The sequence below is a fragment of the Pseudomonas sp. AU11447 genome, from assembly GCF_001672555.2.
GTDB classification, from domain to species: Bacteria; Pseudomonadota; Gammaproteobacteria; order Pseudomonadales; family Pseudomonadaceae; genus Pseudomonas; species Pseudomonas nitroreducens.
This window is the reverse complement of sequence record NZ_LZDG02000057.1, coordinates 135,404-160,273: the sequence shown is the minus strand read 5'-3', so window position 1 is coordinate 160,273 and position 24,870 is coordinate 135,404. Positions and strand designations below refer to the sequence as shown.

Annotated in this window: 21 protein-coding genes; 19 read left to right on the top strand and 2 right to left on the bottom strand. The window is 65.1% G+C overall.

Going from position 1 to position 24,870, the window contains the following annotated elements; all coding sequences use genetic code 11:
• The first annotated feature begins 4 nt into the window (after positions 1 to 4).
• The 15 genes from rsmH (at position 5) to lpxC (ending at position 17,295) form a co-directional block, all read left to right on the top strand.
• Positions 5 to 946: a 16S rRNA (cytosine(1402)-N(4))-methyltransferase RsmH gene (gene rsmH / locus A6723_RS22095; RefSeq protein WP_139093034.1), complete on the top strand. Its 942-nt coding sequence runs from the start codon at positions 5 to 7 to the stop codon at positions 944 to 946.
• On the top strand, positions 943 to 1,236 hold the full coding sequence (ftsL, locus tag A6723_RS22090) for a cell division protein FtsL (protein WP_024764058.1): 294 nt from the start codon (positions 943 to 945) through the stop codon (positions 1,234 to 1,236). The genes rsmH and ftsL overlap by 4 nt, the downstream gene beginning before the upstream one ends.
• Positions 1,233 to 2,981: a penicillin-binding protein 2 gene (locus tag A6723_RS22085; RefSeq protein WP_054906593.1), complete on the top strand. Its 1,749-nt coding sequence runs from the start codon at positions 1,233 to 1,235 to the stop codon at positions 2,979 to 2,981. The genes ftsL and A6723_RS22085 overlap by 4 nt, the downstream gene beginning before the upstream one ends.
• On the top strand, positions 2,981 to 4,444 hold the full coding sequence (locus A6723_RS22080; RefSeq protein ID WP_054906592.1) for a UDP-N-acetylmuramoyl-L-alanyl-D-glutamate--2,6-diaminopimelate ligase: 1,464 nt from the start codon (positions 2,981 to 2,983) through the stop codon (positions 4,442 to 4,444). Before A6723_RS22085 ends, A6723_RS22080 begins: the two co-directional genes overlap by 1 nt.
• Positions 4,437 to 5,801: a UDP-N-acetylmuramoyl-tripeptide--D-alanyl-D-alanine ligase gene (murF, locus tag A6723_RS22075; protein ID WP_054906591.1), complete on the top strand. Its 1,365-nt coding sequence runs from the start codon at positions 4,437 to 4,439 to the stop codon at positions 5,799 to 5,801. The genes A6723_RS22080 and murF overlap by 8 nt, the downstream gene beginning before the upstream one ends.
• Positions 5,802 to 6,884: a phospho-N-acetylmuramoyl-pentapeptide-transferase gene (mraY, locus tag A6723_RS22070; RefSeq protein ID WP_054906590.1), complete on the top strand. Its 1,083-nt coding sequence runs from the start codon at positions 5,802 to 5,804 to the stop codon at positions 6,882 to 6,884. It abuts the gene before it with no gap.
• Positions 6,885 to 6,897: 13 nt separating this feature from the next.
• Entirely contained in the window at positions 6,898 to 8,244 is a 1,347-nt protein-coding gene (gene murD / locus A6723_RS22065) for a UDP-N-acetylmuramoyl-L-alanine--D-glutamate ligase (RefSeq protein ID WP_054906589.1), read from the top strand.
• Positions 8,244 to 9,443, top strand: a complete 1,200-nt coding sequence (gene ftsW, locus A6723_RS22060) for a putative lipid II flippase FtsW (protein ID WP_017518101.1) — start codon at positions 8,244 to 8,246, stop codon at positions 9,441 to 9,443. The genes murD and ftsW overlap by 1 nt, the downstream gene beginning before the upstream one ends.
• Complete coding sequence (gene murG / locus A6723_RS22055; RefSeq protein WP_054906588.1) at positions 9,433 to 10,506, top strand: undecaprenyldiphospho-muramoylpentapeptide beta-N-acetylglucosaminyltransferase; 1,074 nt, start codon at positions 9,433 to 9,435, stop codon at positions 10,504 to 10,506. Before ftsW ends, murG begins: the two co-directional genes overlap by 11 nt.
• Positions 10,499 to 11,953: a UDP-N-acetylmuramate--L-alanine ligase gene (gene murC, locus A6723_RS22050; RefSeq protein WP_054906587.1), complete on the top strand. Its 1,455-nt coding sequence runs from the start codon at positions 10,499 to 10,501 to the stop codon at positions 11,951 to 11,953. Before murG ends, murC begins: the two co-directional genes overlap by 8 nt.
• The gene (locus A6723_RS22045; protein ID WP_054906586.1) at positions 11,950 to 12,897 is read left to right on the top strand and encodes a D-alanine--D-alanine ligase; all 948 of its coding nucleotides are present in this window, start codon (positions 11,950 to 11,952) and stop codon (positions 12,895 to 12,897) included. The genes murC and A6723_RS22045 overlap by 4 nt, the downstream gene beginning before the upstream one ends.
• Before the next feature lie 3 nt (positions 12,898 to 12,900).
• Positions 12,901 to 13,764: a cell division protein FtsQ/DivIB gene (locus A6723_RS22040; RefSeq protein ID WP_054906585.1), complete on the top strand. Its 864-nt coding sequence runs from the start codon at positions 12,901 to 12,903 to the stop codon at positions 13,762 to 13,764.
• A gap of 21 nt (positions 13,765 to 13,785) precedes the next feature.
• Positions 13,786 to 15,033, top strand: coding sequence for a cell division protein FtsA (ftsA, locus tag A6723_RS22035; protein ID WP_024764065.1), 1,248 nt, complete (start codon positions 13,786 to 13,788; stop codon positions 15,031 to 15,033).
• 53 nt (positions 15,034 to 15,086) lie between these two features.
• Positions 15,087 to 16,271 carry a cell division protein FtsZ gene (gene ftsZ / locus A6723_RS22030; RefSeq protein WP_017518095.1) on the top strand — a complete coding sequence of 395 codons (1,185 nt, stop codon included), beginning with the start codon at positions 15,087 to 15,089 and terminating at the stop codon, positions 16,269 to 16,271.
• Positions 16,272 to 16,383: 112 nt separating this feature from the next.
• Positions 16,384 to 17,295 carry a UDP-3-O-acyl-N-acetylglucosamine deacetylase gene (gene lpxC, locus A6723_RS22025; protein WP_024764067.1) on the top strand — a complete coding sequence of 304 codons (912 nt, stop codon included), beginning with the start codon at positions 16,384 to 16,386 and terminating at the stop codon, positions 17,293 to 17,295.
• Positions 17,296 to 17,363: 68 nt separating this feature from the next.
• Here lpxC and A6723_RS22020 read toward each other — a convergent pair whose 3' ends face one another.
• Positions 17,364 to 17,831 carry a DUF721 domain-containing protein gene (locus tag A6723_RS22020; protein ID WP_054906584.1) on the bottom strand — a complete coding sequence of 156 codons (468 nt, stop codon included), beginning with the start codon at positions 17,829 to 17,831 and terminating at the stop codon, positions 17,364 to 17,366.
• Positions 17,832 to 18,121: 290 nt separating this feature from the next.
• On the opposite strand from A6723_RS22020, the gene secA reads away from it, so the two are divergent.
• The 4 genes from secA to A6723_RS22000 all read left to right on the top strand — a co-directional run bounded on the left by secA (position 18,122) and on the right by A6723_RS22000 (position 23,984).
• The gene (secA, locus tag A6723_RS22015; RefSeq protein WP_024764069.1) at positions 18,122 to 20,872 is read left to right on the top strand and encodes a preprotein translocase subunit SecA; all 2,751 of its coding nucleotides are present in this window, start codon (positions 18,122 to 18,124) and stop codon (positions 20,870 to 20,872) included.
• A gap of 118 nt (positions 20,873 to 20,990) precedes the next feature.
• Complete coding sequence (gene argJ, locus A6723_RS22010; RefSeq protein ID WP_054906583.1) at positions 20,991 to 22,208, top strand: bifunctional glutamate N-acetyltransferase/amino-acid acetyltransferase ArgJ; 1,218 nt, start codon at positions 20,991 to 20,993, stop codon at positions 22,206 to 22,208.
• Positions 22,209 to 22,332: 124 nt separating this feature from the next.
• Positions 22,333 to 22,962, top strand: a complete 630-nt coding sequence (locus A6723_RS22005; protein WP_054906582.1) for a glutathione S-transferase family protein — start codon at positions 22,333 to 22,335, stop codon at positions 22,960 to 22,962.
• Between the two features lie 71 nt (positions 22,963 to 23,033).
• The gene (locus A6723_RS22000; protein ID WP_054906581.1) at positions 23,034 to 23,984 is read left to right on the top strand and encodes a Nudix family hydrolase; all 951 of its coding nucleotides are present in this window, start codon (positions 23,034 to 23,036) and stop codon (positions 23,982 to 23,984) included.
• Positions 23,985 to 24,295: 311 nt separating this feature from the next.
• Here the strand turns inward: A6723_RS22000 and A6723_RS21995 are convergent, their stop codons facing one another.
• Complete coding sequence (locus A6723_RS21995) at positions 24,296 to 24,868, bottom strand: cob(I)yrinic acid a,c-diamide adenosyltransferase (RefSeq protein WP_054906580.1); 573 nt, start codon at positions 24,866 to 24,868, stop codon at positions 24,296 to 24,298.
• Positions 24,869 to 24,870 lie beyond the last annotated feature (2 nt).

Below are 24,870 nucleotides of genomic sequence, written 5' to 3'. Positions count from 1 at the left end.
GCCTGTGACCAGTACCTTCCAACACATCACCGTTCTACTCGAGGAGGCCGTCGAAGCGCTGGCCCCCCTGGAGGACGGCCGCTATGTGGACGGAACCTTCGGAAGGGGAGGGCATAGCCGGGCCTTGCTCGGGAAGCTCGGCCCGGGCGGTCAACTGCTCGGGTTCGACAAGGACCCGCAAGCCATCGCGACGGGAAAAACACTGGCGGCCGAAGACGGCCGCTTCGTCATTGTGCAAAGGTCCTTCGCCGAGATGGGCGAAGAGTTCTCCGCGCGCGGCCTGCAGGGCAGCGTGAACGGTGTACTGCTGGACCTGGGCGTGTCTTCGCCGCAGCTGGATGACCCGGAGCGCGGCTTCAGCTTCCTCAATGACGGCCCGCTGGATATGCGGATGAACCCGGGCCAGGGCGTCAGCGCTGCGCAGTGGATCGCCAGCGCCGCGGAAGACGAGATCGCCCGCGTGTTCAAGGATTACGGCGAAGAGCGGTTCGCCAAGCGCATGGCTCGTGCCATCGTCCAGCGTCGTGCGGAGAAGCCTTTCGAGCGTACCGCCGACCTGGCTGCCGTCATCACCGAGGCCAACCCGGCCTGGGAAAAGGGCAAGAACCCTGCCACGCGCGCCTTCCAGGGCCTGCGCATCTTCATCAACAACGAGCTGGGCGATCTGGAGCGTGGCCTCGAGGCCGCGCTGGAAGGCCTGGCCGTGGGCGGTCGTCTCGTGGTGATCAGCTTCCACTCGCTGGAAGATCGCATCGTCAAGCAGTTCATGCGCAAGCAGGTGAAAGGCGAAGCGGACAACCTGCCGCGCAACCTGCCGATCCAGGTCAAGCCGTTCGATCCGCGCCTCAAGCTGATCGGCAAGCCTGTCTACGCCTCCGAGGCGGAGCTCAAGGCCAACCCGCGCTCGCGCAGCGCGGTCATGCGCATTGCGGAGAAGCTCAGATGAGCCGTCTCTTCTCCAAGCGCCTGCCCACCGGCAGCTTCTTCATGCTGCTGCTGTTCATCGGCGTGCTGCTGTCGGCCATCTCCGTTTCCTACAGCGCTTACTGGAATCGCCAGTTGCTCAACTCGCTGTACACCGAGCTCAACGTGCGCGACAAGGCGCAGGCCGAGTACGGCCGCCTGATCCTCGAGCAGAGCACCTGGACGGCCCATAGCCGTATCGAAGGCCTGGCGACCGACCAGTTGAAGATGCGCGTGCCCGATCCGACCGAAATCATCATGGTGGCACCATGAGAGACCTGGCCGGCGCTCGCTACCCCTGGCGCTTCCGCGTCGTCATCGCCCTGCTGCTGGCGATGGTGGCGGCGATCGCCTGGCGGATCGTCGACCTGCACGTGATCGACCATGACTTCCTCAAGGGGCAGGGCGATGCGCGTAGCGTTCGCCACATCACCATCCCCGCGCACCGCGGCCTGATCACCGATCGCAATGGCGAGCCGCTGGCCGTCAGTACGCCGGTCGCCACCCTCTGGGCCAACCCCAAGGAACTGGTGCTCGAGCGCGAGAAGTGGGACTTCCTCGCCGACGCGCTTGGCCAGCCCAAGGCCGCGCTGTCCGAGCGATTGGACGCGAACGCCGACAAGGAATTCATCTACCTGGTCCGCGGCCTGACCCCGGAGCAGGGCGAGGCGGTGATGGCTCAGGTTAAGGCCCATCGCATCCCTGGTGTCTATTCGGTCGAGGAGTTCCGCCGCTTCTATCCGTCGGGCGAGGTTGCTGCACAGGTCGTGGGCTTCACCGATGTCGACGACCGTGGCCGTGAAGGCGTCGAACTCGCCTTCGACAGCTGGCTGGCCGGCGTGCCGGGCAAGCGCCAGGTGCTCAAGGATCGCCGTGGCCACCTGATCCGCGACGTGCAGGTCACCCGCAATGCCAAGGCCGGCAAGACCTTGGCGCTGTCCATCGACCTGCGTCTGCAGTACCTGGCCAACCGCGAACTGCGCAATGCGCTGGTGGAGAACGGAGCCAAGGCCGGCAGCCTGGTGATACTCGACGTGAAGACCGGCGAAGTGCTGGCCATGGCCAACCAGCCTACCTACAACCCGAACAACCGCCGTAACCTGCAGCCGGCGATGATGCGTAACCGCGCGATGATCGACGTGTTCGAGCCCGGTTCGACCATGAAGCCGTTCTCCATGAGCGCGGCGCTGGAGACCGGCCGCTGGAAGCCCACCGACAAGGTCGAGGTCTACCCCGGCACCCTGCAGATCGGCCGCTACACCATTCGCGACGTTTCCCGTACCGAAGGCCCGGTGCTGGACCTGACCGGCATCCTGATCCGCTCCAGTAACGTCGGCATGAGCAAGGTCGCCTTCGACATCGGCGGCGAAGCCATTTACAGCGTGATGCAGAAGGTCGGCCTGGGTCAGGACACCGGCCTGGGCTTCCCGGGCGAGCGTGTCGGCAACCTGCCGAACTACCGTGAGTGGCGCAAGGCCGAGACCGCGACCCTGTCCTACGGCTATGGCCTGTCGGTAACCGCCATCCAGTTGGCCCATGCCTATGCGGCGCTGGCCAACAATGGCCGCAGCGTGCCGCTGACCATGGTGCGTGCCGATCGTCCGGCCGATGCCGTCCAGGTCATCCCCGAGCCGGTCGCCAAAACCATGCAGGGCATGCTGCAGCAAGTCATCGAGGCGCCGAACGGCGTGTACCGCGCCCAGGTGCCGGGCTATCACGTGGCCGGCAAGTCCGGCACCGCGCGCAAGACCGCGACTGGTACCAAGGGCTATGCCGAGAACTCCTACCGTTCCCTGTTCGCCGGGTTCGCGCCGATGAACAACCCACGCTATGTCGCCGTGGTGGTCATCGACGAGCCCAGCAAGGCCGGTTACTTCGGTGGCCTGGTGTCCGCGCCGGTGTTCAGCAAGGTGATGTCCGGCACGTTGCGCCTGATGAACGTGCCGCCAGACAACCTGCCGACGACCCCGCAGCAACAAGCCGATGCTGCGCCCGCTGCCAAAGGAGGGCGTGGCTGATGCCGATGAGCCTGAATCAACTGCTGCCGCAAGCCGAAAGCGGCGAGCTGATCCGTGAGCTGACCCTGGACAGCCGCACCGTCAAGCCGGGCGACCTGTTCCTGGCCGTGCCGGGTGGCCGCCAGGATGGCCGCGGGCATATTGCCGCCGCGCTCTCCCAGGGTGCTGCCGCGGTTGCCTACGAAGCGGAGGGCGCTGTCGACCTGCCGCCCAGCGATGTGCCGATGATCGCCATCAAGGGCCTGGCCAAACAGCTTTCCGCCATTGCCGGACGCTTCTATGGCGAGCCAAGCCGTGCCGTTGAGTTGGTCGGAGTGACCGGCACCAATGGCAAGACCAGCGTCAGCCAACTGGTGGCCCAGGCGCTCGACCTGCTGGGTGAACGTTGCGGCATCGTCGGAACCCTCGGTACCGGTTTCTATGGTGCGCTGGAAAGCGGCCGCCACACCACGCCCGACCCGCTTGCCGTACAGGCGACCCTGGCGCGCCTGAAACAGGCCGGCGCCAAGGCCGTGGCCATGGAAGTATCGTCCCATGGTCTGGAACAGGGCCGCGTCGCCGCTCTGGGGTTCGATGTGGCTGTATTCACCAACCTGTCCCGCGACCACCTGGACTACCACGGCTCGATGGAAGCCTACGGCGCCGCCAAGGCCAAGCTGTTCGCCTGGCAGGGGCTGCGTTGCCGGGTGATCAACCTGGACGACGACTTCGGCCGCCAGCTGGCTGCCGAGTCCCACGAATCGCGCCTGATGGGTTACAGCCTGAGCGACTCGTCAGCCTACATCTATTGCCGCGAAGCGAAGTTCAGCGATGCCGGCGTGCAGGCGCAGATCGTCACCCCGCAGGGCGAAGGCCTGCTGCGCAGTTCGCTGCTGGGCAAGTTCAACCTGAGCAACCTGCTGGCCGTGGTCGGTGCGCTGCTGGGCCTGGACTACCCGCTAGGTGATGTCCTCAAGGTACTGCCGCAACTGGAAGGCCCCATCGGCCGCATGCAGCGCCTGGGCGGCGGCGACAAGCCGTTGGTGGTTGTCGACTACGCGCACACCCCGGATGCCCTGGAAAAGGTCCTGCTGGCCCTGCGCCCGCATGTGCACGGCCAACTGCTGTGTCTGTTCGGTTGCGGTGGCGATCGTGACCGCGGCAAGCGTCCGATCATGGCGCAGATTGCCGAGCAGCACGCCGACCGCGTGCTGGTCACCGACGACAACCCGCGTACCGAGCAGAGCGCGGCGATCATCGCGGATATCCGCGCCGGTTTCGCCAAGCCCGACGCCGTCGAGTTCGTCCCGGGCCGTGGCGAGGCAATCGCCCGCCTGATTGCCTCCGCCGGTGTCGATGATGTCGTGCTGCTGGCTGGCAAGGGGCACGAGGATTACCAGGAGATCGACGGCGTACGCCATCCGTTCTCCGATCTTGATCAAGCCGCCAAGGCGCTGGCTGCCTGGGAGGTGAAGCGTGCTTAAGCCCCTGTCGCTCAACGAAGTCGCTGGCGCGCTGCAAGGCCGTTTGGTCGGTGCCGATGTCACTTTCGCCGCCGTGAGCACCGACAGCCGCGCCATCGAGCCGGGCCAGCTGTTCATCGCCCTGACCGGTCCGCGCTTTGACGGCCACGACTATCTGGCCGATGTCGCCGCCAAGGGCGCTGTTGCTGCGTTGGTCGAGCGTGAAGTCGCCGGTGCGCCGCTGTCGCAGCTGGTCGTGAAAGACACCCGCATCGCGCTGGGCCAGCTCGGCGCGCTGAACCGTGCTGCCTTCACCGGCCGTGTCGCTGCCGTGACCGGCTCCAGCGGCAAGACCACCGTGAAGGAAATGCTCGCCAGCATCCTGCGGACCCAGGGCGACGTCCTGGCGACCCGCGGCAACCTGAACAATGATCTCGGCGCGCCGCTGACCCTGTTGCAGTTGGCCCCCGAGCACCAGAGCGCAGTCATCGAACTGGGCGCCAACCGTGTCGGCGAGATCGCCTACACCGTTGCGCTGACCCGTCCGCAGGTTGCCATCATCACCAACGCCGGCACCGCCCATGTGGGCGAGTTCGGCGGGCAGGACAAGATCGTCCTGGCCAAGGGCGAGATCCTCGAAGGCCTGGCGGCCGATGGGGTCGCCATTCTCAATCGCGACGACAAGGCCTTCGATACCTGGCAGGCCCGTGCTGACGGTCGTCGCGTCTCCAGCTTCGGCCTGCACGATGTCCGAGCCGACTTCCACGCCAGCGACGTCAAGCGTGACGCCCGTGGTTGCCCGGGATTCACCCTGCAGGGCCCAGCCGGCGAGGCTGCCGTTCAACTGAACCTGCTGGGTGAGCACAACGTCACCAATGCGCTGGCCGCCGCTGCGGCCGCCCACGCCCTCGGTGTGCCGCTGGTCGGGATCGTTTCCGGGCTGCACAACCTGCAGCCGGTCAAGGGGCGCGCCGTAGCCCAGCTGGCGACGAACGGCATGCGCGTGATCGACGACAGCTACAACGCCAACCCGGCTTCAATCTGCGCGGCGATTGATATACTCGCCGGCTTTTCCGGCCGGACCGTCCTGGTCCTCGGGGACATGGGCGAGCTGGGTGCCTGGGCGGAATCCTCCCACCGCGAAGTGGGAACCTATGCCATTGGCAAAGTCACCGCCCTGTATGCGGTCGGACCGCTGATGAGCCACGCCGTACAGGCGTTCGGTTCCGCGGGCCGGCACTTCGCCGATCAGGCCAGCCTGATCCAGGCCCTGGCCGAAGAAGCTTCGACAACCACCATTCTGATCAAGGGTTCCCGCAGCGCGGCGATGGACAAGGTCGTCGCGGCGCTCTGTAGTTCCTCCGAGGAGAGTCACTAAATGCTGCTGCTGCTCGCCGAGTACCTGCAACAGTTCTACAAGGGCTTCGGCGTCTTCCAGTACCTGACCCTGCGCGGCATCCTGAGCGTGTTGACCGCGCTCGTCCTGTCGCTCTGGCTGGGCCCGTGGATGATTCGCACCCTGCAGATCCGCCAGATCGGCCAGGCCGTGCGCAACGACGGCCCGCAATCGCACCTGTCCAAGAAAGGCACGCCGACCATGGGTGGCGCGCTGATCCTCACGGCCATCGCCATCAGCACCCTGCTGTGGTCCGACTGGTCGAACCGCTATGTGTGGGTCGTGCTGGTGGTAACCCTGCTGTTCGGCGCCATCGGCTGGGTAGATGACTACCGCAAGGTGATCGAGAAGAACTCCCGCGGCCTGCCGAGCCGCTGGAAGTATTTCTGGCAGTCGGTATTCGGTCTGTGCGCGGCGGTCTTCCTCTTCATGACCGCCGAGACGCCGGTCGAGACGACGCTGATCGTGCCGATGCTGAAGAACGTCGAGATCCCGCTGGGCATCGGCTTCGTGGTGCTGACCTACCTCGTGATCGTCGGCTCCAGCAACGCGGTGAACCTCACTGACGGCCTCGACGGCCTGGCCATCATGCCCACTGTGATGGTTGGCGGCGCGCTGGGGATCTTCTGCTACCTGTCGGGCAACATCAAATTCGCCGAATACCTGTTCATCCCGAGCGTGCCGGGCGCGGGTGAGCTGATCATCTTCTGCGGCGCCATCGTCGGTGCGGGGCTGGGCTTCCTCTGGTTCAACACCTATCCGGCCCAGGTCTTCATGGGTGACGTCGGCGCGCTGGCGCTCGGAGCCGCGCTGGGCACCATCGCGGTGATCGTCCGCCAGGAAATCGTCCTGTTCATCATGGGCGGCGTGTTCGTCATGGAAACCCTGTCGGTGGTGATCCAGGTCGCCTCCTTCAAGCTGACCGGCAAGCGCGTGTTCCGCATGGCGCCGATCCACCACCACTTCGAACTCAAAGGCTGGCCTGAACCGCGCGTGATCGTGCGTTTCTGGATCATCACGGTAATTCTCGTGCTGATCGGCCTGGCCACGTTGAAACTGCGTTGAGGACTGATCGAGGATGAGCCTGATCGCTTCCGACCAATTCCGCATCGTTGTCGGCCTCGGCAAGAGCGGCATGTCCCTGGTGCGCTACCTGGCGCGCCAGGGCGTGCCGTTTGCCGTGGCCGATACGCGCGCGAATCCGCCGGAGCTGGCGACCCTGCGCGAGCAGTACCCGCAGGTCGAGGTGCGCTGTGGCGACCTCGACGCCGATTTCCTCTGCCGCGCCCAGGAGCTCTACGTGAGCCCCGGCCTGTCGCTGCGCGTGCCCGCGCTGGTGGAGGCTGCGGCTCGCGGCGTACGCATGTCCGGCGACGTCGACCTCTTCGCACGTCACGCGAAGGCTCCGATCGTCGCCATCACCGGTTCCAACGCCAAGAGCACCGTCACCACCCTGGTGGGCGACATGGCCAAGGCTGCCGGCAAGCGCGTCGCCGTGGGCGGCAACCTCGGCACTCCGGCGCTGGACCTGCTGGCCGATGACGTCGAGTTGTACGTGGTGGAGCTGTCCAGCTTCCAGCTGGAAACCTGCGAGCGCCTGAACGCCGAAGTCGCCACCTGCCTGAACGTCAGCGAAGACCACATGGACCGCTATGACGGCATGGCCGATTACCACCTGGCCAAGCACCGCATTTTCCGCGGTGCGAAGCAGGTCGTGGTAAACCGCGCCGACGCGCTGAGCCGCCCGCTGATCGCCGACAACGTACCGTGCTGGACTTTCGGCACCAACAAGCCGGACTTCAAGGCCTTCGGCCTGATTGAAGAAGACGGTGAGAAATGGCTGGCCTTCCAGTTCGACAAGTTGATGCCGGCCCGCGAGCTGAAGATTCGTGGCGCGCACAACCAGTCCAATGCCCTGGCCGCGCTGGCCCTGGGGCATGCCGTTGGCCTGCCTTTCGAGCCGATGCTGCAGACCCTGCGTGAATTCGCCGGCCTCGCCCACCGCTGCCAGTGGGTGCGCGAGCGTAACGGCGTGAACTACTACGACGACTCCAAGGCCACCAATGTCGGCGCCGCCCTGGCCGCCATCGAAGGCCTGGGCGCCGATATCGACGGCAAGCTGGTGCTGATCGCCGGTGGCGACGGCAAGGGCGCCGACTTCCATGACCTGCGTGGCCCCGTTGCCCAGCACTGCCGTGCTGTAGTGCTGCTGGGCCGCGATGCCGAGCTGGTGAGCGCTGCCATCGGCAATGCCGTACCCAAGGTTCGTGTGAATACCCTCGAGGAAGCCGTCGAGCACGCTGCCGACCTCGCCCTGCCGGGCGACGCTGTGCTGCTATCGCCGGCCTGCGCGAGCCTGGACATGTTCAAGAACTACGAAGAACGCGGACGCCTGTTCGCCAAGGCCGTGGAGGACCTCGCCTGATGTTCTCCTTCCTGCGCCCGTACCCGTCCCCGCTGATCAGCCGCAACGGCATCGATATCGACTTCCCGTTGCTGGCAGGTTGCCTGGCGCTACTCGGCCTGGGGTTGGTGATGGTCACTTCGGCATCCTCCGAAGTCGCCGCGGCGCAGTCCGGCAACCCGCTGTACTTCTCGGTCCGCCACCTGATCTACCTGGCCATCGGCTTCGTCGCCTGCGGCGTGACCATGATGGTGCCGATGGAAACCTGGCAGCGCTGGGGCTGGAAACTGCTGGCCGTGGCCTTCGTGCTGCTGGTCATGGTGATCACCCCCGGCATCGGCCGCGAGGTGAACGGCTCCATGCGCTGGATCGGCTTCGGCCTGTTCAACATCCAGCCCTCGGAGATCGCCAAGGTCTTCGTGGTGATCTTCATGGCCGGCTACCTGGTTCGTCGCCAGGAAGAAGTGCGCGAGAGCTGGCTGGGCTTCTTCAAACCGTTCGTGGTGCTGCTACCCATGGCCGGCCTGCTGCTGCGCGAGCCGGACTTCGGCGCCACCGTGGTGATGATGGGCGCCGCTGCCGCGATGCTGTTCCTTGGCGGTGTGGGCCTGTTCCGCTTCGGCCTGATGGTCGCGCTGGCGGTCGGCGCCGTGGTGCTGCTGATCCAGACCCAGCCTTACCGGATGGCGCGCCTGACCAACTTTACCGACCCCTGGGCCGACCAGTTCGGCGCGGGCTACCAGCTCAGCCAGGCGCTGATCGCCTTCGGTCGTGGCGGCTGGACCGGCATGGGCCTGGGCAACAGCATCCAGAAGCAGTTCTACCTGCCCGAAGCGCACACCGACTTCGTGTTCGCCGTACTCGCCGAAGAGCTGGGCATCGTCGGCGCCATGGCCACCGTGGCCCTGTTCGTCTTCGTCAGCCTGCGTGCGCTGTACATCGGCATCTGGGCCGAGCAGTCGAAACAGTACTTCTCTGCTTACGTCGCTTACGGCCTGGCCTTCCTGTGGATCGGCCAGTTCCTGATCAACGTGGGTGTGAACGTCGGCCTGCTGCCAACCAAGGGCCTGACCCTGCCGTTCCTCAGCTATGGCGGTTCGTCCCTGGTGATCTGCTGCGCCCAGCTGGGAATGCTGCTGCGCATCGAATGGGAACGCCGCACGGTGATGGGCAGCGAGGAATATGAATTCAGCGAAGAGGACTTTGCCGATGAAAGGTAACGTCCTGATCATGGCGGGCGGCACCGGCGGACACGTGTTCCCGGCCCTGGCCTGCGCCCGTGAGTTCCAGGCGCGCGGTTACAGCGTGCACTGGCTGGGCACTCCGCGCGGCATCGAGAACGACCTGGTACCCAAGGCCGGCCTGCCGCTGCACCTGATCAACGTCAGCGGCCTGCGTGGCAAGGGCCTGAAGTCGCTGCTGCGCGCACCGTTCGACCTGCTCAAGTCGCTGTTCCAGGCTATCGGCGTGGTTCGCCAGCTCAAGCCGGTCTGCGTGCTTGGCCTGGGCGGCTACGTCACTGGTCCGGGCGGACTGGCCGCCAAACTGTCCGGCGTGCCGCTGGTGATCCACGAACAGAATGCCGTCGCCGGCACCGCCAACCGCAGCCTCGCGCCGCTGGCCAAGCGCGTCTGCGAAGCCTTCCCGGATACCTTCGACAGCAGCGCCAAGCGCCTGACCACCGGCAACCCGGTGCGCGCCGAGTTGTTCCTAGAAGAGGGCGCCCGCGCGCCGCTGGCCGGTCGTCGGGTCAACCTGCTGGTACTGGGCGGCAGCCTGGGCGCCGAGCCGCTGAACAAGCTGTTGCCTGAAGCGCTGGCGCAGGTACCCGCTGAGATTCGCCCGGCCATTCGCCATCAGGCCGGTCGTCAGCACGACGAAATCACGGCGGAGCGTTATCGCACCGCGGGTGTCGAAGCGGACGTAGCTCCGTTCATCGCCGACATGGCCGCGGCCTACGCCTGGGCCGATCTGGTCATCTGCCGCGCCGGTGCACTGACCGTCAGCGAGCTGACCGCCGCCGGCCTGCCGTCCTTCCTGGTGCCGCTGCCCCACGCGATCGACGACCACCAGACCAAGAACGCCGAATTCCTGGTGCGGGAGGGCGCGGCCCTCCTGCTGCCGCAGAAATCTACCAGCGCTGCCGAACTGGCCGCGCAGCTGTCCGAGGTATTGATGCATCCCGATTCCCTGACCCGCATGGCCGCTCGCGCCCGCAGCCTGGCCAAGCCCGAGGCTACCCGCACGGTAGTCGATGCCTGCCTGGAGGTGGCCCGTGGTTAAAGAACCCACCGGCGTCACCCGCACCATGCGGCGCATCCGTCGCATCCACTTCGTCGGCATCGGCGGCGTGGGCATGTGCGGTATCGCGGAAGTGCTGCTCAACCTCGGCTACGAAGTCTCCGGCTCCGACCTCAAGGCGTCGCCAGTCACCGAGCGCCTGGAAAAGTTCGGCGCGGAAATCTTCATCGGTCACCGCGCGGAAAACTCCGACGGCGCTGATGTGCTGGTGGTGTCCAGCGCAGTGAACAAGTCGAACCCTGAAGTTGCCGCTGCGCTGGATCGCCGCGTGCCGGTGGTGCCGCGCGCCGAGATGCTCGCCGAGCTGATGCGTTACCGCCACGGCATCGCCGTCGCCGGTACCCATGGCAAGACCACCACCACCAGCCTGATCGCCTCGGTATTCGCCGCCGGTGGCCTGGACCCGACCTTCGTCATCGGCGGCCGGCTGAACGCTGCCGGCACCAACGCGCAGCTGGGCACTAGCCGGTACCTGGTGGCCGAGGCCGACGAGAGCGACGCCAGCTTCCTGCACCTGCAGCCGATGGTCTCGGTGGTCACCAACATCGACGCCGACCACATGAGCACCTACGGCGGTGACTTCAACAAACTGAAGCGCACCTTCGTCGACTTCCTGCACAACCTGCCGTTCTACGGCCTTGCCGTGGTCTGCGTGGACGACCCGGTGGTGCGCGAGATCCTGCCGCAGGTGGCGCGTCCGACCGTGACCTACGGCCTGAGCGAGGACGCCGACGTCCGCGCCATCAACATCCGCCAGGAAGGCATGCGCACCTACTTCACCGTGCTGCGCCCCGAGCGCGAGCCGCTGGACGTCTCGGTGAACATGCCCGGCCTGCACAACGTGCTGAACTCCCTGGCGACCATCGTCATCGCTACCGACGAAGGTATCTCCGACGAAGCCATCGTCCAGGGTCTGTCCGGCTTCCAGGGTGTTGGCCGGCGCTTCCAGGTCTATGGCGACCTGCAGGTGGAAGGCGGCAGCGTGATGCTGGTCGACGACTACGGCCACCACCCGCGCGAAGTCGCGGCGGTGATCAAGGCCGTGCGTGGCGGCTGGCCGGAGCGTCGCCTGGTGATGGTCTACCAGCCGCACCGCTTCAGCCGTACCCGTGACCTCTACGACGATTTCGTACAGGTGCTCGGCGAGGCCAATGTGCTGATGCTGATGGAGGTCTACCCGGCCGGCGAAGAGCCGATCCCCGGCGCCGACAGCCGTCACCTGTGCCACAGCATCCGCCAGCGCGGCCAGCTCGATCCGATCTACCTGGAGCGCGGTGGCGACCTCGCCTCGCTACTCAAGCCGCTGCTGCGTCCGGGCGACATCCTGCTTTGCCAAGGCGCCGGCGACATCGGCGGGCTGGCTCCGGCACTGATCAAGAATCCGATGTTCGGCGCCGCTGCTGCGGGCGCCGAGGGGAAGAAGCAATGAGTGACGCCCTCAAATCCGCCCTCGAGCCCCGCGCCTTCGGTCGCGTCGCCGTGCTGTACGGCGGCAAGAGCGCCGAGCGCGAGGTGTCGCTGAAGTCCGGCGCCATGGTCCTGCAGGCCCTGCAGGGCGCGGGCGTGGATGCCTTCGGCATCGACGTGGGCGACGATCTGCTGGAGCGTCTGACCCGCGAGAAGATCGACCGCGCCTTCATCATCCTCCACGGTCGTGGCGGTGAAGACGGCACCATGCAGGGCATGCTGGAAATCGCCGGCATCCCCTACACCGGCAGCGGTGTGCTGGCGTCCGCGCTGGCCATGGACAAGCTGCGTACCAAGCGCGTATGGCTGAGCCTCGGCCTGCCGACGCCCGACCACGCCGTGCTTGCCAGTGAAGAAGACTGCCGCGCCGCTGCGGCAAAGCTTGGCTTCCCGCTGATCGTGAAGCCGGCCAGCGAAGGTTCCAGCATCGGCATGGCCAAGGTGAGCAGCGAGCAAGAGCTGATTGCCGCCTGGGCTGCTGCCGCGAAGTTCGATCCGCAGGTGCTCGTCGAGCAGTGGATCAGCGGCCCCGAATTCACCGTCGCGATCCTCCGTGGCCAGGTGCTGCCGCCCATTCGCCTGGGCACTCCGCACACCTTCTACGACTACGACGCGAAGTACCTGGCCAACGATACCCAGTACCAGATTCCCTGCGGCCTGGATGCCGACAAGGAGCAGGAGCTCAAGGACCTGACCGCGCGCGCCTGCGATGCCCTCGGCATCCAGGGCTGGGGTCGGACCGACGTGATGCAGGACGCCCAAGGGCGCTTCTGGCTGTTGGAAGTGAACACCGCACCGGGCATGACCGACCACAGCCTGGTGCCCATGGCAGCGCGCGCGGCCGGCCTGGATTTCCAGCAGTTGGTGCTGGCGATCCTCGCCGACAGCGTCGAGGCAAGGGGGTAAGTCATGAACGGCGCGCAGCTTCGTCACCAGAATCCCGGAATCGGCCGTGCTCCCGCACGCAAGCCGGTGCCGCGGGGCGCCAGCCGTCTGGTGGCCAAGGAGCCGCTCAGCGCCCGCATGCCCAAGCCCAGCTTCGGCTTCCTGAAAGTGTTGCTGTGGCCTCTGGTGCTGGGCGTGCTCGGCGGCGGTGCCTACTACGGCGCGCAGTACGTGCTGCCTTATGCAGACCGTCCGATCGCCAAGGTCAGCGTGGAAGGCGACCTCAGCTACATCAGCCAGGCGGCGGTGCAGCAGCGGATCAGCCCCTACGTGTCGGCCAGCTTCTTCACCATCGACCTGGCCGGCATGCGCCAGGAGCTGGAACAGATGCCCTGGATCGCCCATGCCGAGGTGCGCCGTGTATGGCCTGACCAGGTGGTTATCCGCCTGGACGAGCAATTGCCCATCGCCCGTTGGGGTGACGAAGCCTTGCTGAACAATCAGGGTCAGGCTTTTGCACCGCGGGAAGTGGCCAACTACGAGCACCTGCCGCGCCTTTCCGGCCCGCAGCGCGCTCAGCAGCAAGTGATGCAGCAGTACCAGATTCTCAGCCAGATGCTCCGCCCGCTGGGCTTCACCATCGCCAGCCTGGACATGAGTTCGCGCGGCGCCTGGACCCTGGGCACCGCGCAAGGCGTGGAGATCATGCTGGGCCGCGACCACGCGGTAGAACAGATTCGCCGGCTCGTGACCATCTACGACAAGGCGCTGAAAGAACAGATTACGAAAATTGCCCGCATCGACATGCGCTACCCCAACGGCCTGGCCGTGGCGTGGCGTGATCCGGTGCCGGAAGCGACGGTGGCTCAGACCACCACCGCGCAGTGAGTTGAGGAGACTTCTATAAACATGGCAAGCGTGCAGAGCGGCAAAATGGTCGTCGGCCTGGACATCGGCACCTCCAAGGTGGTGGCGCTGGTGGGCGAGGTGGCGGCTGATGGCAAGCTGGAAATCGTCGGCATCGGGACGCATCCGTCGCGCGGCCTGAAGAAGGGCGTGGTGGTGAACATCGAGTCCACCGTGCAATCGATCCAGCGCGCCATCGATGAAGCCCAGCAGATGGCGGGCTGCCGTATCCACTCGGCCTTCGTCGGCATCGCCGGCAACCATATCCGCAGCCTGAACTCCCACGGCATCGTGGCGATCCGCGACCGCGAAGTCAGCGGCGCCGATATCGAGCGCGTGCTGGACGCGGCCCAGGCCGTGGCCATCCCGGCCGACCAGCGTGTGCTGCACACCCTGGCCCAGGACTACGTGATCGATAACCAGGAAGGCGTGCGTGAGCCGCTGGGCATGTCCGGCGTGCGTCTGGAAGCCAAGGTGCACGTGGTGACCTGCGCGGTGAACGCCGCCCAGAACATCGAGAAGTGCGTGCGCCGCTGCGGCCTGGAAGTGGACGACATCATCCTCGAGCAACTGGCTTCGGCCTACTCCGTGCTCACCGAGGACGAAAAGGAACTGGGTGTGTGCCTGGTGGACATCGGCGGCGGTACCACCGACATCGCCATCTTCACCGAAGGCGCCATCCGTCATACCGCGGTGATCCCGATCGCCGGCGATCAGGTCACCAACGACATCGCCATGGCGCTGCGCACCCCGACTCAGTACGCTGAGGAAATCAAGATTCGCTACGCCTGTGCACTGGCCAAACTGGCCGGCCCCGGCGAAACCATCAAGGTGCCCAGCGTTGGAGATCGTCCGCCGCGGGAACTGTCGCGCCAGGCGCTTGCCGAAGTGGTCGAGCCTCGTTACGACGAGCTGTTCACCCTGGTTCAGGCCGAACTGCGTCGCAGCGGTTACGAGGACCTGATTCCTGCCGGGATCGTCATGACCGGCGGCACCGCCAAGATGGAAGGTGCTGTCGAGCTGGCCGAGGAGATTTTCCACATGCCGGTACGCCTGGGCGTACCGCATAGCGTCAAGGGACTGGCCGACGTCGTGCGCAATCCCATCTATTCCACGGGTGTGGGGCTGCTCCTGTACGGACTGCAGAAACAGTCCGACGGCATCTCCATGTCCGGCAGCAGTTTCAGCAGTGACGAACCCAAGACACCGGTACTGGAAAAGCTTAAACGCTGGGTCCAGGGCAATTTCTGATTTACCACCGCGGTAAACGTAGGCGACACAACTAGAAAGGAAGGAGAGGGGAAATGTTTGAACTGGTAGATAACGTCCCGCAAACAGCAGTCATCAAGGTGATCGGCGTAGGTGGTGGCGGCGGCAATGCCGTGAACCACATGGCCAAGAACAACGTTGATGGCGTCGAATTCATTTGCGCCAACACCGATGCGCAGGCGCTGAAGAACATCGCCGCGCGCACCGTGCTGCAGCTCGGCCCGGGCGTGACCAAGGGCCTGGGCGCTGGCGCCAACCCTGAAGTAGGCCGCCAGGCCGCCATAGAGGACCGCGAGCGTATCGCCGAGGTTCTAGAAGGCGCCGACATGGTCTTCATCACCACCGGCATGGGTGGCGGTACCGGTACCGGTGCTGCTCCGATCATCGCCGAAGTGGCCAAGGAGATGGGCATCCTCACCGTTGCGGTGGTGACCCGTCCGTTCCCGTTCGAGGGTCGCAAGCGCATGCAGATCGCCGATGAAGGCATCCGCTCGCTGGCTGAAAGCGTTGACTCGCTGATCACCATCCCGAACGAAAAGCTGCTGACCATCCTGGGCAAGGACGCGAGCCTGCTGGCCGCCTTCGCCAAGGCTGACGATGTTCTGGCCGGTGCCGTTCGCGGTATCTCCGACATCATCAAGCGCCCGGGCATGATCAACGTCGACTTCGCCGACGTGAAAACCGTCATGAGCGAAATGGGCATGGCCATGATGGGTACCGGCTGCGCCAGCGGCCCGAACCGTGCTCGCGAGGCGACCGAAGCCGCGATCCGCAACCCGCTGCTGGAAGACGTCAACCTGCAGGGCGCCCGTGGCATCCTGGTGAACATCACCGCCGGTCCGGACCTGTCCCTGGGCGAGTACTCCGACGTGGGTAACATCATCGAGCAGTTCGCTTCCGAACACGCCACCGTGAAGGTGGGCACCGTGATCGACCCGGACATGCGCGACGAGCTGCACGTCACCGTCGTTGCCACCGGTCTGGGCGCTCGCCTGGAAAAACCGGTCAAGGTCGTCGACAACACCGTCCAGACCCAGGCCGTCAGCACCCAGGCTCCGGTTCAGCGTGAGCAGCAGTCGGTGAACTACCGTGACCTGGACCGCCCGACCGTCATGCGCAATCAGAACCACGGCGGCGCTGCCACCGCGGCCAAGCTGAACCCGCAGGACGATCTGGACTACCTGGATATCCCGGCCTTCCTGCGTCGCCAGGCCGATTGAGTCGATTTATCAGGAGTATCAATGTGATTGGTGTTCAGCAAAGGGCGGTTCTGCTATCATCGCCGCCCATTGTTGACAACAGTTCGCAACTTGCGCGAAAGCGGCCAAAGCCATGATCAGACAACGCACCTTGAAGAACATCATCCGGGCGACCGGTGTCGGCCTGCACTCCGGGGAGAAGGTTTACCTGACCCTGAAGCCGGCTCCCGTCGATACTGGCATCGTGTTCTGCCGGGCTGACCTCGACCCTGTGGTGGAAATTCCTGCCCGGGCCTCGAACGTCGGCGAAACCACCATGTCGACCACCCTGATCAAGGGTGACGTCAAAGTGGATACCGTGGAGCATCTGCTTTCGGCCATGGCCGGCCTGGGTATCGACAACGCCTATGTCGAGCTGTCCGCGTCGGAAGTACCGATCATGGACGGCAGCGCAGGTCCCTTCGTATTCCTGATCCAGTCCGCTGGCCTGCAAGAGCAGGACGCGGCCAAGAAGTTCATCCGCATCAAGCGCGAAGTAACGGTGGAAGAGGGCGACAAGCGCGCCACCTTCGTTCCGTTCGACGGCTTCAAGGTGAGCTTCGAGATCGATTTCGATCACCCGGTCTTCCGTGGTCGCACCCAGAAAGCCGTGGTGGATTTCTCCAGCACTTCCTTCGTGAAGGAAGTCAGCCGCGCCCGTACCTTCGGGTTCATGCGCGACATCGAGATGCTGCGTTCGCAGAACCTGGCTCTGGGTGGCAGCGTGGAGAACGCCATCGTGGTCGACGAGTATCGAGTGCTCAACGAAGACGGTCTTCGTTACGAGGACGAGTTCGTCAAGCACAAGATCCTGGACGCCATTGGTGACCTGTACCTGCTGGGTAACAGCCTTATCGGCGAGTTCATCGGCTACAAGTCCGGTCACGCCCTGAACAACCGTCTCCTGCGTACCCTCATCGCAGACAAGGACGCTTGGGAAGTGGTGACCTTCGAGGACGCCAAGACCGCGCCGATCTCCTATATGCGACCCGCTGCGGCCGTATAAGGAAACCTCCTCCTTTCAGCTACATATTCAAAGGCCACCCTCGGGTGGCCTTTTTTTATGCCCGCCATTTACTCCTCGCCGGGCTCCGATGAGCGGCGGCTACGGCTGGCGAGCCGCTCGAGCGCGGCCTTGAGTTGCGGGTTGCTGATGCCTTCGGCGGCTTCGTGCAGGGTGGCGGAGGCGGACTCGGTGATGCGGTTGGTGTTCACCCTGGTTGGCGCCTGGGTCGTCGGCTGCACTTTGAACAGAATGCGCGCCAGGCCCCTGAACTCCTCGAACGTGGCCAGTTGCCGCAGCAAACGGTTCTGCTGGTAGCGCAGGCGTGTAGCCCAGTGGCCATCGGTGACCACCAGCAACAGGCTGCCTTCACGCCAGGAGGCGACTCGGCAGTAGGGGCGCGCGGCGGGTTGCAGTTGCGAGTCGAGCAGTTCCTGCAGGCGCGAGAGGCGTTGCGCCTCGGCGAACAGCGACCGCAGTGGTTTGGCTTCGCGCAGCAGCTTGGTCATCGCCTTGGCGGGCAGGGGGCGGAAAGCCATGGAGAGCAACCGGGAATGAATGAAGATGGATGGTAACAGATGCGCTCAGGGCCAGATGCCACCGTCCACCCTTGAAGTTGCCCGCCCGCGTCACCATATCACCCACTCGGATTCAAAGTTGTCCGTCCATGCATTGCCCCGAGGCTCGCAGAATGCGAAGCTTCGGAGGATGACTTCGGCACTTTTTTCCCGGAAGTTTCCGGGTAGAATGCCCGCTTCATTGCCGTTCCGCGCCGCGGCCAGCCAGTCGGGCAGCCCTCCAATTCTCCAGTTCGGATGACCCAGTCGATATGTTTGCGCCTTTGTTGAAAAAACTCTTTGGAAGCAAGAACGAGCGCGAAGTGAAGCGCATGGCCAAGCAGGTTCAGGCCATCAATGCACTCGAGCCCCAGATGGTCCCGCTTTCCGACGAGCAACTGAAGGCCAAGACCGAAGAGTTCAAGGCACGCGTCGCCAAGGGCGAGACTCTCGACCAGATTCTTCCGGAAGCCTTCGCCGTCGCCCGTGAGGCTGGCAAGCGCGTGATGGGCATGCGCCACTTCGACGTCCAGTTGATCGGCGGCATGACCCTGCACGAAGGCAAGATCGCCGAGATGCGTACCGGTGAGGGCAAGACCCTTGTGGGTACCCTGGCTGTCTACCTGAACGCCCTGTCCGGCAAAGGCGTGCACGTGGTCACCGTGAACGACTACCTGGCCCGCCGCGACGCCAACTGGATGCGTCCGCTGTATGAGTTCCTCGGCCTTTCTGTCGGCATCGTCAGCCCGTTCCAGCCGCCGGAGGAGAAGCGTGCTGCCTACGCCTCCGACATTACCTACGGCACCAACAACGAATTCGGCTTCGACTACCTGCGCGACAACATGGCGTTCAGCCTGGAGGACAAGTTCCAGCGCGAGCTGAACTTCGCCGTGGTCGACGAAGTGGACTCCATCCTCATCGACGAGGCGCGGACTCCGCTGATCATCTCCGGTCAGGCCGAAGACAGCTCCGAGCTGTACATCAAGATCAACAAGCTGATCCCGCGCCTGAAGCGCCATATCGAGGAAGTCGAAGGCCAGGTGACCCAGCAGGGCCACTACAGCATCGACGAGAAGACCCGCCAGGTCGAACTCAACGAACAGGGCCATGCCTACGTTGAAGAGCTGCTGACCCAGAACGGCCTGCTGGCCGAGGGCGAGAGCCTCTACTCGGCGCACAACCTCAGCCTGCTGACCCACGTCTACGCTGCGCTGCGCGCCCACACCCTGTTCCACCGCAACGTGGAATACATCGTCCAGGGCGACCAGGTCCTGCTGATCGACGAGCACACCGGTCGTACCATGCCGGGCCGTCGCCTCTCCGAGGGCCTGCACCAGGCCATCGAGGCGAAGGAAAACCTGCCGATCCAGGCCGAGAGCCAGACCCTGGCTTCGACCACCTTCCAGAACTACTTCCGCCTCTACACCAAGCTGGCCGGCATGACCGGCACCGCCGACACCGAGGCCTTCGAATTCCGCCAGACCTACGGCCTGGACGTGGTGGTGATCCCGACCCACCGTCCGGTCGCGCGTAAGGACTTCAACGACCTGGTCTACCTGACCCAGGACGAGAAGTACGCCGCCATCATCACCGACGTGCAGCAGTGCCAGGCGCTGGGCCGTCCGATCCTCGTGGGTACCGCCTCGGTCGAAACTTCCGAGTACGTCTCGCAGCTGCTGCAGAACGCGGGCATCGAGCACAAGGTACTGAACGCCAAGTACCACGAGAAGGAAGCCGAGATCATCGCCCAGGCCGGCCGTCCGGGCTCGGTCACCATCGCCACCAACATGGCCGGTCGGGGTACCGACATCCTGCTGGGCGGCAACTGGGAAGTTGAAGTCGCCGCGCTGGAAAACCCCACCGACGAGCAGGTCGCGCAGATCAAGGCCGACTGGCAGAAGCGTCACCAGCAGGTCATCGAGTCGGGCGGCCTCCACGTGATCGCCTCCGAGCGCCACGAGTCCCGCCGTATCGACAACCAGCTGCGAGGCCGTGCCGGTCGCCAGGGCGACCCGGGTTCGAGCCGCTTCTACCTGTCGCTGGAAGACCACCTGATGCGTATCTTCGCCTCCGACCGGGTGAAGAACTTCATGAAGGCGCTCGGCATGCAGCCGGGCGAGGCGATCGAGCACCGCATGGTCACCAACGCCATCGAAAAGGCCCAGCGCAAGGTCGAGGGCCGCAACTTCGATATTCGTAAGCAACTGCTGGAGTTCGACGACGTCGCCAACGAGCAGCGCAAGGTGATCTACCACATGCGCAACACCCTGCTCGCGGCCGACAACATCGGCGAGACCATCGTCGAGTTCCGCGAAGAGACCCTTAATAACACCGTCAGCGAGCACATTCCGCCGCAGTCGCTGCCCGAGCAGTGGGACGTCGCCGGTCTGGAAGCCGCGCTGTACAGCGATTTCGGTCTGAAGCTGCCGATCCAGCAGTGGCTGGACGACGACGAGAAGCTCTACGAGGAAACCCTGCGCGAGAAGATCCTCACCGAGCTGGTCGCGGCCTACAACGAGAAGGAAGACATGGCGGGCGCCGAAGCCCTGCGTACCTTCGAGAAGCAGATGCTGCTGCGCGTACTGGACGACCTGTGGAAGGATCACCTGTCCACCATGGATCACCTGCGCCACGGTATCCACCTGCGCGGTTACGCGCAGAAGAACCCGAAGCAGGAATACAAGCGCGAGTCCTTCAACCTGTTCCAGGAACTGCTGAACTCCATCAAGCGCGACACCATCCGCGTGCTGTCCTTCGTCCAGGTTCGTCGCGAAGACCCGGCCGAAGAAGAAGCCCGCCTGCGCCGCGAAGCCGAGGAAATGGCCAAGCGCATGCAGTTCCAGCACGCTGCTGCGCCGTCCATGGACCAGGTCACCGACGAGCCGGAAGAGGAAGGCGAAGTACCGGCTGACAACGTGGTGCCGATGGAGCCCATCCGCAACGAACCGAAGATCGGCCGCAACGAGCCGTGCCCCTGCGGTTCGGGCAAGAAGTACAAGCACTGCCACGGTCAGGTGGAATAACGCCTCCCGACCCTGATACCGACGCCGCGACCGGCCCTGCCGCTCGCGGCGTTTTTCTCATCTGAATCGCTGATTCGTTTCACTGACTAGATTCACTGACTAGATAGGAGCGCGCCACATGGCTGTTGGTCTCGGCCCCATGTCCACCCTGCACCCGGTCCCCGGTTTCGAACTCGGCATCGCCTCCGCCGGCATCAAGCGACCCGGCCGCAAGGACATCGTGGTGATGCGCTGCGCCGAAGGCTCCACCGTGGCCGGTGTGTTCACCACCAACGCCTTCTGCGCCGCTCCGGTGATCCTGGCGCGCAAGCGCTTCCTGGGGCCGGTGCGCTACCTGCTGACCAATACCGGTAACGCCAACGCCGGCACCGGCGAGTCGGGCCTGGCCAACGCCATCCGTACCTGCGCCAAGCTGGCCGAGCTGGCCGGCGTTGCGGAAAGCGCCGTGCTGCCATACTCCACCGGTGTGATCGGCGAGCCGCTGCCGGTCGAGAAGATCGAAGCCGCGCTGCCCGCCGCACTGGCTAACCTGTCGGTGGACAACTGGGCCGACGCCGCCGCCGGCATCATGACCACCGACACCCTGCCCAAGGGCGCCAGCCGCCAGTTCGAGCACGACGGCGTGACCATCACCGTCACCGGCATCAGCAAGGGCGCGGGCATGATCAAACCGAACATGGCCACCATGCTCGGCTACATCGCCACTGACGCCAAGGTTGCCCAGGGCGTGCTGCAGGACCTGCTGCGCGACGCGTCGAACAAGTCCTTCAACCGCATCACCATCGATGGCGACACCTCCACCAACGACTGCTGCATGCTGGTCGCCACCGGTCAGGCGGCACTGCCGGAAATCACCGCCGCCACCGGTGCGCTGTTCGCCGCGCTGAAGCAGGCCGTGCTGGACGTGTCCATGGAGCTGGCGCAGGCCATCGTCCGCGACGGCGAAGGCGCCACCAAGTTCGTCACCGTGCAGGTGAACGGCGGCGCCACTCACCAGGAGTGCCTGGACGTCGGCTACGCCGTATCCCACTCGCCACTGATCAAGACCGCCCTGTTCGCCTCCGACCCGAACTGGGGCCGCATCCTCGCTGCCGTTGGCCGCGCCGGTGTGCCGGATCTGGATGTCAGCCTGATCGACGTGTACCTGGACGACGTCGCCATCGCCAGCCGCGGCGGCCGTGCTGCCAGCTACACCGAGGACCAGGGCGCGAAAGTCATGGCCCAGGAAGAGATCACCATCCGCATCGATCTCGGCCGCGGCACCTGCAGCGAGACCATCTGGACCACCGACCTGTCCCACGAGTACGTGAAGATCAACGCGGAATACCGCACCTGATCCGGCGCCGGCGCATCGCTTCATTCGGATTCCCGATTTTCATGGATCGATGAAAATCGGGAATTTGTTTTCATGGCTGCCGCACTCTAAGGTCTCCTGACTGACCTTCAAGAGCATCGCGTCCATGTCCCTCACCCTGATCATCGGCAGCAAGAACGTCTCCTCCTGGTCCCTGCGCGGCTGGCTGGCCATGCAGCTCACCGGCGCCGAGTTCGAGGAAGTCCTCATTCCCCTGGGTGGCCAGGACACCGCGCGGCGCATCCGCGAGCACTCGCCCAGCGGCAAGGTGCCGGCGCTCAAGTGCGAGCACGGACTGATCTGGGATTCCCTGTCGATTGCCGAATACCTCGCCGAACGTTTCCCCGAAGCCCATCTCTGGCCCCGTGGCGAAGCGGCCCGCGCGCTGGCACGTACGGTCTGCGCCGAAATGCACAGCGGCTTCATGGCGCTGCGTTCGAACATGCCCATGGACCTCCAGCGCAACCAGCCCCTGGCCGAAGTACCCGAAGCTGTGGCCGCGGATATCGCTCGCATCGTCGAGCTCTGGACGCTGTGTCGCCAGCAGTTTGGCCAGGACGGCCCGTTCCTGTTCGGCCACGCCAGCATCGCCGATGCGTTCTACGCGCCTGTCGCCACGCGCTTGCGCAGCTACTGCGTGACCCTGCCCATCGAGGCACAGAACTACGTCGACGCCATCTACGCCTGGCCGGCGTTCCGCCCGTGGCTGGACGCGGCGATGGTCGAACGCGCCTGAACCCGGCCGCCAATGACGGTAGAATGCCGGTCTGCGCGGGCCCTGCCTGAATCGGATTGAGGAGTAGCACTGTGAAACGAGTACATGTCGCCGCCGCCGTGATTCGCGGACTCGATGGCCGGGTGCTGATCGCCCGCCGTCCGGACGACAAGCACCAGGGCGGCCTCTGGGAGTTTCCCGGTGGCAAGGTGGAGGAGGGCGAAGCGGTGCACGTCGCCTTGGCCCGCGAGCTGAAGGAAGAGCTGGGCATCGACGTCGAGCAGGCGCGCCCCCTGATCCGGGTGCAGCACGACTACAGCGACAAGCACGTGCTGCTGGATGTCTGGGAAGTCTCGGCCTTTTCCGGTGCGCCCCACGGCGCCGAGGGCCAGCCGTTGGCCTGGGTTACCTCGCGCGACTTGCCGGACTATGAGTTTCCAGCGGCCAATGAGCCCATCGTGCAGGCCGCGCGACTGCCCGATCGCTACCTGATCACTCCCGATGGCCTGGAAATTCCCCAGTTGGTGCAAGGCGTGCGTGCCGCAGTGGCCAATGGCATCCGCCTGATCCAGCTGCGCGCGCCGAATATGTACAGCCCCGAGTACCGTGACCTGGCGGTGGATGTGCAGGGCCTGTGCGCTGGCAAGGCGCAGTTGATGCTCAAGGGGCCGCTGGAGTGGCTGGGCGACTTCCCAGCGGCCGGCTGGCACCTGACCTCCGAGCAACTGCGCAAATACGCGCCCAATGGTCGCCCGTTCCCGCGTGAGCGTCTGCTCGCGGCCTCCTGCCACAGCGCCGAGGAACTGGAGCTGGCGGCGCGCATGGGGGTGGATTTCGTCACCTTGTCGCCAGTGCAGCCCACCGAGAGCCATCCGGGCGAGCCTGCATTGGGTTGGGAGGCGGCAGCGGAGCTGATCGATGGCTTCAACCAGCCGGTGTTCCTGCTCGGTGGTGTCGGCCCGCAGGATCTTGAGCGCGCCTGGCAGACCGGGGCGCAGGGCGTGGCGGGTATTCGAGCGTTCTGGCCGAAGAACGAAGGCTGACAGGCATTTTGCGTGGGGCGGCGATGGGTATCGCTCCGCTCCACGCCATCCTACGATGCTCCCTGTAGGAGCAACTGTGTTCTTCAGGTGAGTCCGTACCAGCGCCTTCCCCTCACCCCAGCCCTCTCCCAGGGGGAGAGGGAGCCGCCGTGCCGGCGAACGACAAGGTTTCATCCTGCACCGAACAGTCCCCTCTCCCCCTGGGAGAGGGTTAGGGTGAGGGCTGATCCGAGCACAGGACTATCGAGTAGGGGCGGGCCATGCCCGCGATCGCGCGCACAGCGCGCTCCTACGAGTCGACTCTCGACCGATCAGGCGGGCTTCTCAGCGGCCTGCCAGAGAATCTCTTCCACGCCCTGGCGGCGGGCGATAAAGCGCGCGGCGACGAACAGCAGGTCGGATAGTCGGTTCAGGTAGCGCAGGCCTGCGCCTTCCAGCGGCTCCTCGGCATTCAGCCGCTGGCAGCGGCGTTCGGCATTGCGTGCCTGGGCGCGGCACAGGTGGGCGAGAGCGACCAGGCGCGAACCGCCGGGCAGGATGAAGTTCTTCAGCGGCCCAAGCTCCTCATTCCAGCGGTCGATCACTGTTTCCAGTCGTTCCACTTCGGCATCGTTCAGCGCACGGTACTCCGGCATCGCCAGCTCACCACCGAGGTCGAACAGGCGGTGCTGGATCGGCGCCAGCACACCGATCACTTCTTCCAGCGCACTGCTACGCGCCTCGTGTAGCCCGGCCAGCAGCAGGCCGAGGTGGCTGTTCAGCTCGTCCACGGCGCCCATGGCTTCCACGCGGGGGTGGTGCTTGGGTACGCGACGGCCATCGGCCAGGCCGGTTTCCCCGGCATCGCCGGTGCGGGTGTAGATCTTCGACAGGCGGTTGCCCATGC